Annotated in this window: 16 protein-coding genes; 7 read left to right on the top strand and 9 right to left on the bottom strand. The window is 64.5% G+C overall.

Annotated elements, in window-relative coordinates; all coding sequences use genetic code 11:
• Together ASE87_RS15100 and ASE87_RS15095 are read left to right on the top strand one after the other, a co-directional pair.
• Positions 1-490 (top strand): CPBP family intramembrane glutamic endopeptidase (locus ASE87_RS15100; protein WP_157489935.1); only part of this gene is annotated, 490 nt, incomplete at its 5' end.
• A 105-nt stretch (positions 491-595) separates the two neighbouring features.
• Positions 596-796, top strand: coding sequence for a hypothetical protein (locus tag ASE87_RS15095; protein ID WP_056230059.1), 201 nt, complete (start codon positions 596-598; stop codon positions 794-796).
• Positions 797-804: 8 nt separating this feature from the next.
• Here the strand turns inward: ASE87_RS15095 and ASE87_RS15090 are convergent, their stop codons facing one another.
• The 3 genes from ASE87_RS15090 to ASE87_RS15080 all read right to left on the bottom strand — a co-directional run bounded on the left by ASE87_RS15090 (position 805) and on the right by ASE87_RS15080 (position 2932).
• Entirely contained in the window at positions 805-1314 is a 510-nt protein-coding gene (locus ASE87_RS15090) for a hypothetical protein (protein ID WP_056230055.1), read from the bottom strand.
• 143 nt (positions 1315-1457) lie between these two features.
• Positions 1458-1904: a hypothetical protein gene (locus ASE87_RS15085; protein ID WP_137847180.1), complete on the bottom strand. Its 447-nt coding sequence runs from the start codon at positions 1902-1904 to the stop codon at positions 1458-1460.
• A 59-nt stretch (positions 1905-1963) separates the two neighbouring features.
• The gene (locus ASE87_RS15080) at positions 1964-2932 is read right to left on the bottom strand and encodes a phosphotransferase (protein WP_157489934.1); all 969 of its coding nucleotides are present in this window, start codon (positions 2930-2932) and stop codon (positions 1964-1966) included.
• 92 nt (positions 2933-3024) lie between these two features.
• On the opposite strand from ASE87_RS15080, the gene ASE87_RS15075 reads away from it, so the two are divergent.
• From ASE87_RS15075 to ASE87_RS15065, 3 genes are all read left to right on the top strand, one after another.
• Positions 3025-3702 carry a hypothetical protein gene (locus ASE87_RS15075; protein WP_056230047.1) on the top strand — a complete coding sequence of 226 codons (678 nt, stop codon included), beginning with the start codon at positions 3025-3027 and terminating at the stop codon, positions 3700-3702.
• A 111-nt stretch (positions 3703-3813) separates the two neighbouring features.
• Positions 3814-4377: an SMI1/KNR4 family protein gene (locus tag ASE87_RS15070; RefSeq protein ID WP_137847182.1), complete on the top strand. Its 564-nt coding sequence runs from the start codon at positions 3814-3816 to the stop codon at positions 4375-4377.
• A gap of 672 nt (positions 4378-5049) precedes the next feature.
• Positions 5050-5325 carry a hypothetical protein gene (locus ASE87_RS15065; RefSeq protein ID WP_137847183.1) on the top strand — a complete coding sequence of 92 codons (276 nt, stop codon included), beginning with the start codon at positions 5050-5052 and terminating at the stop codon, positions 5323-5325.
• A 23-nt stretch (positions 5326-5348) separates the two neighbouring features.
• Here ASE87_RS15065 and ASE87_RS15060 read toward each other — a convergent pair whose 3' ends face one another.
• The 4 genes from ASE87_RS15060 to ASE87_RS15040 all read right to left on the bottom strand — a co-directional run bounded on the left by ASE87_RS15060 (position 5349) and on the right by ASE87_RS15040 (position 8589).
• Positions 5349-6116, bottom strand: coding sequence for a helix-turn-helix domain-containing protein (locus tag ASE87_RS15060; RefSeq protein ID WP_082452708.1), 768 nt, complete (start codon positions 6114-6116; stop codon positions 5349-5351).
• 197 nt (positions 6117-6313) lie between these two features.
• A complete protein-coding gene (locus ASE87_RS15055) occupies positions 6314-6655 on the bottom strand; it encodes a hypothetical protein (protein WP_056230038.1) in 342 nt (113 codons plus the stop codon).
• 826 nt (positions 6656-7481) lie between these two features.
• Positions 7482-8066, bottom strand: coding sequence for a hypothetical protein (locus tag ASE87_RS16245; protein WP_137847184.1), 585 nt, complete (start codon positions 8064-8066; stop codon positions 7482-7484).
• A 40-nt stretch (positions 8067-8106) separates the two neighbouring features.
• The gene (locus tag ASE87_RS15040; RefSeq protein WP_137847185.1) at positions 8107-8589 is read right to left on the bottom strand and encodes a hypothetical protein; all 483 of its coding nucleotides are present in this window, start codon (positions 8587-8589) and stop codon (positions 8107-8109) included.
• Between the two features lie 135 nt (positions 8590-8724).
• On the opposite strand from ASE87_RS15040, the gene ASE87_RS15035 reads away from it, so the two are divergent.
• Both ASE87_RS15035 and ASE87_RS16425 read left to right on the top strand, forming a co-directional pair.
• Entirely contained in the window at positions 8725-9030 is a 306-nt protein-coding gene (locus ASE87_RS15035) for a LuxR C-terminal-related transcriptional regulator (RefSeq protein WP_162235901.1), read from the top strand.
• A 229-nt stretch (positions 9031-9259) separates the two neighbouring features.
• Positions 9260-9457 (top strand): hypothetical protein, encoded by a 198-nt coding sequence (locus tag ASE87_RS16425; protein ID WP_162235900.1) that lies wholly within the window; start codon positions 9260-9262, stop codon positions 9455-9457.
• Between the two features lie 385 nt (positions 9458-9842).
• Here the strand turns inward: ASE87_RS16425 and ASE87_RS16240 are convergent, their stop codons facing one another.
• Together ASE87_RS16240 and ASE87_RS15025 are read right to left on the bottom strand one after the other, a co-directional pair.
• On the bottom strand, positions 9843-10382 hold the full coding sequence (locus tag ASE87_RS16240; RefSeq protein WP_137847186.1) for a hypothetical protein: 540 nt from the start codon (positions 10380-10382) through the stop codon (positions 9843-9845).
• A gap of 119 nt (positions 10383-10501) precedes the next feature.
• The gene (locus tag ASE87_RS15025) at positions 10502-11359 is read right to left on the bottom strand and encodes a helix-turn-helix transcriptional regulator (protein ID WP_056230021.1); all 858 of its coding nucleotides are present in this window, start codon (positions 11357-11359) and stop codon (positions 10502-10504) included.
• Positions 11360-11401: the final 42 nt, after the last annotated feature.

The raw sequence follows: 11401 nt of genomic DNA, 5'->3' as shown, positions 1-11401 counted from the left end.
CGCGGCGATCGGGACGGACGTCCTGGCTATGTGGGTGCTCACCTGTGTTCTCGTCGGCTTCACGGAGGAGGTGCTCTGCCGTGGCCTCATCGTCGATCTCCTCAGACGCGCGAGCTACCCGGAGGGTGCAGTGGCAGCGCTCTCGGCAGGGATCTTCGCGCTGCTGCACGGAGGCAATCTCGTCGTCGGTCAAACGCCCCTAGCCACCGGGCTCCAAATCGTCTTGGCCTTCGGGACGGGGATCTGCTTCTACCTGGCGCTCCGAGTCACCGGCAACTTGATCTGGCCGATCCTCCTGCACACAACATTCGACCTTGGGGTGTTCCTCCAAGCGTCGTGGCCAGCCAGCAGCCCCGTCTCGGCCGTGGCAGATACGGGGAACATCTCGACGATTGTGGTCGGCATCGTTGCCTTCTTCTTCATCCGCGGCCAGGCAGCAGGCCCTGCGTCCCTACCGGCAGCTAGCCCGAGGGCAGTTGATTCCGTGTGACGCCGAGCGGAAACGGCCTCGACAACGGGGGCGATAGCCATCAGGAGGCCGCGACAACGCGGGCGGTTTCTTGACGCTGGCCCTCTGGCGAGAGAGCGTAGAAGGATGGATACCGACGGCGGTCAAAGCTCGAAGCGATCCCTAGCGTTGTTCTTCTTGATTGCCGCGTCACTCGTGGCTATCGCGGCAGTGACGTTGCTGGTGGTTGATCGCTCCCACACCGGCATGTACTTCACGCTGGGCGGCGCACTCATCACGATCTACCTCAATGCCCGGATCCTCAAGCACGATCCGGACGCCCGATAGACGATGGCTTACCAGGGCTCAGCGAGGCCTGTTTCCAAACAGCGCAGCGACGAACGCAGCATTTGCTGGAGCTGGCCGAGTTCCTGCGAGTTCCATCTGTTCAGCGCGTCCGAGCGGCTGTCATCGGTGAGGTACGGGAACTGTCGTTCGACCAATTTGTCGTAGACGGCTTGGGCGGCTCTGGATCGCGACCGGGGGAGGTCCAGTGAGTGGCGGACATCGTCGGCCAAGTTCAAGCATGTGAGGGCTGCCTCCTCGTCGAGCGTGTTGACCTTGCGATCGAGGTAGTCCTTGACCCCACGCACGTCGACGATGCTGAGGGCCTCCGGCGGGCCGCTCGGCCAGGACTGCTGCTCCGCATGGCGACGTGCCGCGTCTTCGGTGGGAAAGGTCTCGACGAGGGTGCCCTGGGTCGCGATGGCATCACGTGTCTCGTCGTCGACGTCCTGCCCCCACCAAATGAAGCGGGGGCGAGGGCCAAGATCGACCCGGACAGGCCGCCCGTCATCTATGCGCATGTCCTTGGTCTCCAGGTGTTGTGGCAGCGCTGCCTAATGCTGCAGGGAGGTGTTCGCGCATCTTCGTAGAGGGAGAAGGAGCGCCTCGGCTTCCGCAGAGTGTCGTTGTCTCGATAGGGGATCGGTCACAGGGACTAGTTTCTCTACTCGGCCGCCAGGGTGATCGGCAGCTCGGCTACCGCCCCTTCTTCGGTGGTGGATGTCACGGTGAGAATTCCATCTCCGGCGGGGATGTCGTCGGGAAGTGGAAACGTGCCAGCGGCAGTGAAGTGCGAACCGGCCGCACTTTGGATCGTCCCGAGATGGCGGGACTCAGAACTCTCCATCGGGGTGATCGTGACGTCGATGTCCTCGGCGGGCCGGTTCGTTCCGCCGGTGTCTTCGCATCTGGCGGTCATCCAGTCCACGCTGAGCTGGATCTCGCCGCCAGGTCTCAGGTCTGAGTTGCCGAGGACGATCTCCTTGACGGCGCAGGAGCCTGCGGCGGTGCCTCCCGGCACGGGTGCGCAGCCAGTGACGATGACGAGCAGCAGTGTCATCCCGCCCACGGATCGCAGCACGCTCGCCGTGCGGCCCTTCTTATCGCGCATGTCCGCAGCTAAACACGGCCGAGGCGCCGCCCGAAAGGGGATCGCGCTGCGGGCGCGTCTCAAGCCCAGCGGCGCCTCAACCATAGGAGAGCTGCATCGGCTTCCTGCCGCTGAAAGTCCCTTAGGTTCGGCATGTCCTCGGGTGCCGGTACCTGGAGTTGCTCGACCCATGAGCCAGCAAGTCCAGCAAGGACCGCATCGACAGCCTCTGCCGGCACACCTCGGAGAGAAGGGTGATCAAGATGCTTTTCGACGTCTGCGTCCCCGTCGTTGACCAGGACATCGAGGAGGTAGGTGACCGAGTCGAACCAGGATGCTCCGACACTGGCCCAGGGCCAGTCGACCAGCCACACCCGTGACTTCTCGTCGATGAGGAGGTTGTCGGCACGGCAGTCCAGGTGCACGAGGTGATCTCCCTCGGCTGCCCTGGGAAGTTGTGCGGCGACGTGGCGGAGCCGGTCGATGTGCGCACCGACCCAAGGATCGAGTTCGGTCACTGCTCCCGACGTGGTCAAACGGTTCCAGCTCGCAGCGTCCGATGTCAGCTCGTCCGAGAGTCGGGGCAACTGCGAGGGCGTCTCGATGCAGGGCAGCGTTCCGAGCGCATCGAGGACGAGCGTGGTGTCGTCCACCCCTGGCTGGCGGCCGTCGATGTCCTCGTAAGCCACGACGATCCAGTCGTCTTGCTCGAGGGTCCCGACAAGGCGGGGTGCGGACACCGACGTGGGAAGGTCCCGGACGATTGCTGCTTCCCGCCGATGCAGCTCGTAGGTGCCGACGTTGCGGGCACGTTCGACGGACTTTGCGAAGACACGGCGGCCGTCGGCAAGGACTAGGCGATCAGCACTCCCGGAGGAGAAGCCGCCGGTTTGACTGACGGCCTCCGTGACCTCGGCGCCGAGTGCATCCTCGACGGCGCGCCGCAAGGTGTGCGGTGCTTCTGCCCATGTCGTCCTGGCCATGATCATTCCTTTCCGCGGCAGCCCCACCCTTACACGGACGTGACCGCCCAAGAGGGGATCGGTCACCGGGAGCTGAGCAGACGTAGGGTCTTGCTCTCTACTTGGAGTTTCGGTCAAGCGCCCTCGCCGTCTCTATCGGGAATCGGCATACTGAGGTCGTGCCGATCCCGCCCCATCACGAAGCCACATTCGGGCGGCTGACCGACGCAGCCAGGAGGACGTTCGGGACGGACCACGTCTCCGCGACCCTGCTCGATCCCGACACGGATCGCCTGCCGTTTCTGGAAGTCCCCGGACTGTCATTCATCGGTGAGCAATGGATCGTCGTCGAATTCGCCGGCGGCCGAAGACTAGAGCTCGAGTGGAACGTAGCCGGTGTCGGCCGGGCATTCAGTCTGCTCGAACGACGGCAGCTGAGGATGACCATCGACAAGACCGCCTCAGAGGGCCTGCCAGGCTGGATCGAGGCAGTCGTCGGCACTCACGGCCGGGTGACGGTCCACGCTCCCGTCGCTGAGTTCGACCTGGAGGTGCGGGTGGTTCCTGACCGGGGTTCCGCTTTGCCCTTCTACGTTCACGTGCGGCATGACGGCAATGTTGTGGTCGAGGGCTCGCAGCTTCACTGGTGGACCTTCGGCGCCGGACGCACTGACGATGACGGCATGGCGGCAGCGAAGGACCTGATGGAACAGGTCGTGCTCTACGGCGGCAGCATCAGACGCACGTGGCGAGGCGTCACCTTGCTCGACGAACACGGTGACTACTTCTCAGGGCCGATCTCGGGGCCGAGGCTGCCATTCCGGCCCCAACGTCTCCACTTCCGCGCCTACAGCTAGCCTCATCCTGCCCGCACAGAACGCAATTACGTTCAATTCAGATGTTCTGCATTTTCGACGGCCGCCCGATAGGGGATCATCTGTCGAACAGGTCGCATCTATGCTGACGACGTGTCTGCTGCCGAGGTCGTCGAGCTCCTTCGAGAACGACGTGTCGCCCTCGAGGCAGGGCTTTCCGAGGCTGAGTTGCGTCGTGCTGAACGCCGATACGGCGTCCGTTTTGCCCCCGATCACCGCGAACTCCTCGCCCTCGCGCTTCCCGTGGCTGATGGCTGGTACGACTGGCGGGCGAGGGCAGACAAGCGTGTCCGAGATGCGATCCGAGCGCCTTTCGAGGGCGTCTTGTTCGATGTCGAGAACAACGTCTTCTGGCCGGCGTCGTGGGGTGAACGCCCCGACTCCGTCGAAGCGCGCTTCGAGGTCGTGAAGCAACAGGTCACCACATGGCCGCAGCTCGTACCTCTGTACGGCCACCGTTATCTGCCGGCCGCGCCGTTCGGCCCAGGGGCCCCGGTCTTCTCCGTCGTCCAGACGGATGTCATCGTCTTCGGCAAGAACCTGCTGGACTACGCAGCCCGCGAGTTTGGCACGCCCCGGGCGCTCCCTGAAGCGGTCTTGGAGACCCGCGGCCTGGAGCCCTGGTCCCTCCTGGCCTTTGAAGAAGACGTTCCATAGGGCCGAACACGATCTGGGGGCAGCGTCCCGATAGACGATCCGTAACCGACCGCGTGGCGGGGTCGCAGGCTAGCTGGCGGCCCTTGACGGCGTACTCAGAACGCCTGTTGTGGTGGTCTGCGCAATCAGCTTGGAGATGCGGGGCAGGTCCCGCCGCGCTTTGATCATCGCGTGGGTTGTCATCCCGCCCCAGAACACGACAGGCAGAACCACCAAGGCGACGTGTGGAATCCCGTCGGCATCTCTGATGCGGTCGATTGATCCAATGCTCCATAGGACGAGTGCAACGAGGTAGGCCCATCTTCCCTGAAGCCGATCTTCAAGGCTGTGCAGAGAGGTTCGTAATTGGGCCGGTGACATCGACTCTGGGATGGCTCCGCCGGCCACCCAGCGGCGGACCGCGACGTAGTTCGCTCGGCCGCCGTCTTGGCCCCATGCCCAGAGGACCAATCCTGATGCCACGGCAGCAACCACCACAGCGACCAAGACTGTGGGCGCTGGCGCCATGCTCGAGAAGTGGTCGGCCCGGAAGAGCAACCACAAACACAAGGAGGACAAAGCGACGAGCCCCAACTGGGTTGCCCCAGAGGCGTCGAGACGGCGTCGGTGTCTACGCATGGCTGGAATCTATCGGCTACGCGACGGCGCCACGAGCACTATGGAGGGGTGAGGGTGCTGATGATCGCGGGCCAGAGTTTGGCGGTATCGGCAGACCAGGAAACCAAGTGGCCATCCTTGGTGGCTGAGGCGCTTCGCGCGGTCGAGGACGGTGAGCGGCAGGTCCCGACCGTGTGGTTTCGCACGGACACAGGTGTCAGCGGATCGCTACCCATCTCCGACGTGTTCCCCGTCTCCTTTGTCGACGACGAAACGCCCTCGAACTTCCTGGGCTCAGTGGCGAGTCTTGGCCGAGCCGCTGAGCCGCCGGACGTATTTATCGCCCGTTAGGGGATCGTCCAGAGGGCAGGTCCCTAGGCCGCGGATGCGGTCAGCTTCTCTGCGGCGTAACGGGACCATGCCGCCTGCAGAACGGCGAACGTCCCTGCGGCGACGACGAGGAGGAGGAAGGTTGCGCCGCCTGCTATCCAGAGCCCTTGCCACTGCGACGGTTCGAGGAGCGCTGCGACGATGACCGGGAGTGGTGATATCAGCCAGAGTCCCACGGCCAGGGCTAGAGAGGTGCCCCGCTGGCGTCGGTGGGTCTCTTCGAGGCTTTCTGCCCACTGCTGGGCTCCGAAACTGGAGCTCAGGCGCTTCTGGCGGATCAGCGGAAATGGCGAGAACGTGTTCGACGCCCGAACGAGGTGGGCTGCCCCGGCTGCGGCGACCAAGGAAAGAGCACCTAGGCCGATAGCTATGGCGACTTCCACACTTGTCGGGATGACGCCTGCGTCTGCCCCGGCGATCAGCAGCACCACGGGGATGGGTGACGTGACGAACAGTGCCACGGCGAAGGCGATGTGGCGCCAGGCGATTCGCGCCGCATCCGAGAAGCTTCTCGCCTCGGTCTCGCTCAGTGCGGACATGGCTTTTCCGTACTCGCTCTTTGGGGCTTCCATGAAGAGGTCTCGCACCGGCACGCCCAATGCCGTGCCCAGCCGGGAGAGCGTGTCGAGGCTGACGTCGTTCCCCGCCTCGAGTCGTTGAACGGTGCGAACGGTCACCCCGCTGATTTCTGCAAGGCGCTCCTGGGTCCACCCTCGTTGAGTTCGTAGTTCGAGTATTCGTGTCTCGCTCATGTTGTCCACAGTATGAAGGGCGCTTGAACGGGTCCATGTCAGGGCCCCGACGAGCAGGCGACAACCACCCGACAGTGCACAGTTCGCGGCTGATTTCCCTGCGACGTCCGCCCTGACCACGATGTTCCGATAGGGGATCGGTCAGCGGTCGAGGCCCGAGGGGCCCGTCCCACGGATCGTCCCTCCGGCTCAGGCCCCTAACAGAGAGACGGGCAGGGGAGGCTGGCTGTGAGCAGGAACATGCTCGCGTGGAAGGCCGCAGCAGCAGCGCCAGTCAGCCAGAGCGCCGGAACAAGTGCGCGGTGGCCACGTAGCATGCGGCGCCCAGAAAGTGCGGACGCCAGGAGCCACAGCGACAACTGCACGCCTACCAGAATTGGCCTAGCCCACAGGAAGACGTCGCCCATGATGTCGCGCCAGAGAACTGCGACGACGATGACGACCAAGGTCGCTGCGAAGCCGACGATCAGGACCATGATCGCTCCCGCGTCGACCCTGGCTGAGATTCGCGGCGGCGCCAGCGGCTCGGCGGTGCTCATGGCCCGAGACTAGACGGCTCGTCAATTTCGCCGACAGCCCCGTAGAGCCTCACAAGAAGGTGCCCGTTAGACGATCGGTCAGCGGTGATGAATTGTCGTAGCTCGCCTCGCAGTGCCTGGCTCTTGTGACTGGGTGGCCGGCTGTTCCGTTCTGAGCGAGGAGAGCAGTAGCGCGAGCAGCGCGAACAGGCTGGTACCGCTGACCCAGAGCAACACCGAGTGCCAGGGGGTGCGGAGTCCACCGGAGACCCCGAAGGTGTCAGCGACGTCCATGCCGAGCGGGAAGGCGGCGAAGAACGAGACGGGGGCTCCTAGGATCAGCAAGCCCAGGTGCAGGGCAGCGATCGTGCTCAGCTGGAGCCGAGCCCGACGGCCCATGGTGCTGGCTGCTACTGAGAGCCCTACCCCAACCAGTCCCACGACCACGAGTGACCAGGTCAGTGCGGTGAGATCGCTGCCGAAGTCATCGAGTCCCTGCGCTAGCTCAGTTCTTGTGAGGCCCGGGACAGCTGCTCGTGGCTCCAACCAGCCCAGGGACACGACCATGACGCAGGCGTAGAGGGCGATGAGGAGGGGCCCTCCGAGGGTCACGGTACGTGTTGGCACGAGGTCGACCGTATGGCCCGCTCATTCGCCAACGCGTCCATCGGGCGATTGATCCTGTCCCGATAGACGATCGGATCGGTTACCGGTTCGAGCTGCGGTTTTGCCCGGTGGCGAATGGGCCCCGGTGAGGCGGGTGTCGCGGCGACTCTCGGGAGACCGATCCCCGCCGACTTGACTGGTCGACGGGGATCGGTGGTGTCCAGTGGTGATCCGTTCGGCCTTAGGACACTCGCGATGTTTGGAAGTGCCACTCCTGCTGCGGGGCGTTGAAGGTCGCGGAGGAGCCCTGCTTCACAAGGGTGCAGCTGGAGTTCTCGATGTATTTCGTGGTCGTTCCGCTGTACTTCATCGAACCGATCGCGAGGCGTCCCGATCCGTAGCTGGACGGCACGGTCCATGACCCCGAATTCGTTGTCGTGCCGCTCTTGCTGGCACCGATGGTCACGCCCACATCAGCCTTGACACTGGCGACGACGTTGCTCACGGTGACTCCCGTGGTGGCGGTGATGCTGCCCGAGACAGTGAACGTGGTGGAGGTGCTGATGGCGAGGGTCACGCCCGGGCCACCCGTGACAGAGCTGTTCGCCCCGGACGCCTGGGTGAAGGACCCGGCCGAGCTTGATGACTTGTAGACAACCCGGCTTCCCGAGCAGAGAGAGTCGGTGCCGTCAGTGGAGTCTGTCCCATTGGTCGTTGTCGGTGCATTCTGGGCACCCGCGGTGGGCCCCTCGGCTGCCATCGCGCTTGTGCCACCCGCCAGGACGAGCAGGGCCGTGACGGCGACGGTGGCAAGGCTTTTCTTCATGAGTACCCCTTTGTTGTCTGGTCCGACTCGCGTCGGCTGGTCACGGCACCGGGATGGCGGTGATCCAGTAGTCGGTCCCTGCCGAGACGTCCAGGCGGACGCTCAGAGGGTCTTCCCCCGATGGCAGCGGGATGCTTCCGCTGCTGGTGAAGTCAGGTGTGCAGTCGCCCGAGTAGAACGTGCCGAGAGTGACCGTGAAATCACCGGCTGAGCAGGCGACGTAGAAACGCAGTTGCGTCAAGGACGGGTCGGGCCGGGCGATCTTGAAGGTGGCCCCGCCGATGCCGTGTTCGTGTAGCGACGGCGAGACCGTCGTGGCGATGAAGTCGTCCGAGTCGGGGTCCTCGAGCCGTGTCAAGGGGTCGACGAGCGTGCCGCCGCTTTCAGGAGACGACGTCGTACTAGTCGGTGCCGGGTCGCTAAACACTGGATCAGTTGACGATGTTGTGCCGACGCACGCAGTCAGGCCGGCGAGGCAGACGACTGCGGCAACGGCGCCCGTCCAGGTGGTCTTCGTGGCCATCATTCCTCCTTCGCCAGGTGCTGCAATGACGCTCATGAAAGACCAGCGGGCACTCAGGTCGCAAGGCGAAACGGCTTGTTCTGCTGAGGACTAGCGATCGGTATAGTGACCGACAGACCGGTCGGAAGGGGCCACGTGGCACACAAGTCCCGCTGCGCGCACTGCGTGACCCCCACCCAGGCTCAGATCCTGGTCGAGCTGTCGCGTGGCCAGGGCTACGACTCCATCGGTCGGCGGCTTTACCTTGCACCAGCCACGGTCGCGTACCACGTCGCCAAGCTGCAAGCGAAGTTCCGGGTACCCAATCGTGCGGCGCTCGTCGCGGCTGCGTTCGTGTTCGGCATCCTGGCCGGTGATCAGTGGCCGATCGAGGCCTCCGGGCTCTTACATGCCACGCTCGCTGAGCCCTGCGCCGACGCACCCGACACCTCAGTGTCGTAGCAGCCGACCGCGGTGGTTTCGACGAACGGGTCGGGGCTGGGGCAAGGACCATGCGCGTCGCCGAGGTGAGCCTGGATGGCCAGTTCGTCTTGGAAGCGGAAAAGTCATAGCAAGCGTCTCCACCCCGTGACCGATAGACGATCGCCTGCCGGGCTTTGCGCCGATGAGGTGAGCTATGAGCAGGTGGAACGAGGACGGGCACGCGAGGTGGTAGAGCAAGATGAGTGCCATGGCACCCGCAGAGCTTCTCTTTGCGCTCGGGCTTGTGTGCGTCGTCGTCGCCGTTGGGATGAACGTAGTCACGGCCGCACGTTTCAGTGGTGGCAAGGCAATGTCGAAACAGCGTCGCCTCCGCTTCGCTGTGCTCACGGTTTCTATCGCTGTTGTGGGGCTGGTTCGCATGGTCGCTTGGTTCGCGCAGTCTTGATGGCTTCGCCAAGCGGGCACGGGGCCGTCGTGTGCCCGCTAGCCGATCTGTCACCGGGGCAAGCTCCCGTAACTAGCGTGAGCACATGAGAAGTGTCGGCGGGTTGAGATGGCTCGGGGTCGTTGTGTCGGTTCTAAGCCTGGTCTTGGCGACGTTGTGCTTTGTATTGGCGGACGGTGACGGGGCCGTGATTTTCACCGGTGTGCTCGCCGGAGCGTCAGGTCTGCTCGGCCTCGCGACGTTCTTCCTGAGTAGAAATCCCAGATCCCTCTTTAACGACGTGGATGAAACCGCCCGATAGGGATCGGCGACCGGGCAAGCTCGTTCGTCGTCGCGGGCATCTCTCGGGAGGCGAGGCGTCTGTCGATTGTCTCCTCGGTCCGAGTCAGGGCCTGGACCCTTTGCGGCGTCTCCACGAATTTTTCAGACGCGCTAAGTCGCCCCATTTCTCGGCTGCACGCAGGACTCCGAGAGCGAGCACGACGAGCAGGGTGGTGGCGACGAGGATTCCGATGAGGGGGCTGCTGGCGCTGTCGTGGACGGTGTCGGTGCCGCCGAGGATGGCATCCGGTATCGCGTAAGAACGCGAGGTGCCGTTCCTTCCCACTGCCCCGTCGAGTCCGACGCTGCGGTAGGTCAATTCACCGTCGTCGCTCGTCCACGTGCCGACGCTTTGGCAGCCGTGCCGGCCATCGCCTTCGCAGCTCTCCTCGGTGAACGTGCCTGCCACATGCGCCTGAGTCGAGTCGTGGACGGCTGAGGCGAGAATTAAAGCGACGACCAGCGCTACTAGAGCGGCCCCGGCGTAGACCGAGAGATGCCAGGCGCGCGTCCAGGGGCCCGAACGGTGGCGAGTGCTGTCCGGACGCCGATGTCTCGGGCCATAGAACCCATCATCCACTTCTGAGGGCACAACTTCGCTCACGCCGGCAAGCGTGCCACAACTCAAGGTCACCTCTGGCAATGCGCCCGTTAGGGGATCGGCCACCGAGACTCGGCCGCGATGTTGGTCGATCTCTCGGAGCCAAAGCTTGGATGGGCCGTTCAGGTGCCCCGCGGTCCGATGAGGGGTTCGGAGCCGATCACTTCCAATAGGGCGAGGTTCTCAGCGTCTCGGGAGCCCGCTGGTGCGGTGTAGAGCACGAGGTGTTGGTCCCGCTCGGTGATGGCTAGGGAGTCGCAGTTGACGGTGATCGGCCCGGCCGGTGTGTGGCGGAAGGTCTTCTGCAGGGGCGGTGGTGTCTGGACGTCGTGTCGCTCCCAGAGCTGTTCGAACTCGGCGCTGCCGGAACGGAGGTCGTCGATGAGATCGCGGACGCTCGGGTCAGATGGGTAGACAGCCTGGGCGCTACGGAGTTGGGTCACGACACCTTCCCGGAATGCGGCCTCGTCGGAGATCCCGTAGATCGCCTCTGACTGCTGCCCACCGTTGAGGAAGGTCTTCCTCGCGAGGTTGCGATCGCGGGGAACGAGCAGGGAGAAGTCCTCCATGAGAGCTGCCGCCAGGTCGTTCCAGGCGAGCACTTCGAAGGTGGCCGAGAGGACGATTCCGGCGGTGTGGGGGAGTCGTTCGAGCAGGGTAAGGATGCTCGGCCGTACATCGCGACTGTGCAGTCCCGTCGGAGTGGGGGCGGTGCCGGCCAGCCGGTGCAGGTGATCGGACTCTTCGGGGGTGAGACGCAGTGCGCCCGCGATGCCTGCGAGTACGACGTCTGAGGGCCGAGGCGCGCGGCCCTGTTCGAGTCGGGCGTAGTACTCGGCCGAGAGGTGAGCGAGGACGGCGACCTCCTCTCGCCGAAGACCTGGAGTCCTTCGCCGAGACCCAGACGAGAGGCCGACGTCTTCGGGGTGGAGACGCTCGCGGCGACTCCGGAGAAAAGCTGCGAGCTCACCTTTGTCCATGCCGCCATTCTCCGCCCGGTCAGGCCGCGGACCCTCGTACCG

This window comes from Frigoribacterium sp. Leaf44 (assembly GCF_001421865.1).
GTDB lineage: Bacteria > Actinomycetota > Actinomycetes > Actinomycetales > Microbacteriaceae > Frigoribacterium.
Note: the sequence above shows the minus strand (reverse complement) of the source record. Positions and strands in the feature narration are given on the sequence as shown.

What these genes read in the sequence shown, in the direction of transcription:
- ASE87_RS15060 (WP_082452708.1), bottom strand. Translation starts at nt 6,116, where the DNA reads ATGAGCGAGACACGAATACTCGAACTACGAACTCAACGAGGGTGGACC.
- ASE87_RS16425 (WP_162235900.1), top strand. Translation starts at nt 9,260, where the DNA reads ATGGCACCCGCAGAGCTTCTCTTTGCGCTCGGGCTTGTGTGCGTCGTC.
- ASE87_RS15055 (WP_056230038.1), bottom strand. Translation starts at nt 6,655, where the DNA reads ATGAGCACCGCCGAGCCGCTGGCGCCGCCGCGAATCTCAGCCAGGGTC.
- ASE87_RS15085 (WP_137847180.1), bottom strand. Translation starts at nt 1,904, where the DNA reads ATGCGCGATAAGAAGGGCCGCACGGCGAGCGTGCTGCGATCCGTGGGC.
- ASE87_RS16245 (WP_137847184.1), bottom strand. Translation starts at nt 8,066, where the DNA reads ATGAAGAAAAGCCTTGCCACCGTCGCCGTCACGGCCCTGCTCGTCCTG.
- ASE87_RS15090 (WP_056230055.1), bottom strand. Translation starts at nt 1,314, where the DNA reads ATGCGCATAGATGACGGGCGGCCTGTCCGGGTCGATCTTGGCCCTCGC.
- ASE87_RS15095 (WP_056230059.1), top strand. Translation starts at nt 596, where the DNA reads ATGGATACCGACGGCGGTCAAAGCTCGAAGCGATCCCTAGCGTTGTTC.
- ASE87_RS15040 (WP_137847185.1), bottom strand. Translation starts at nt 8,589, where the DNA reads ATGGCCACGAAGACCACCTGGACGGGCGCCGTTGCCGCAGTCGTCTGC.
- ASE87_RS15025 (WP_056230021.1), bottom strand. Translation starts at nt 11,359, where the DNA reads ATGGACAAAGGTGAGCTCGCAGCTTTTCTCCGGAGTCGCCGCGAGCGT.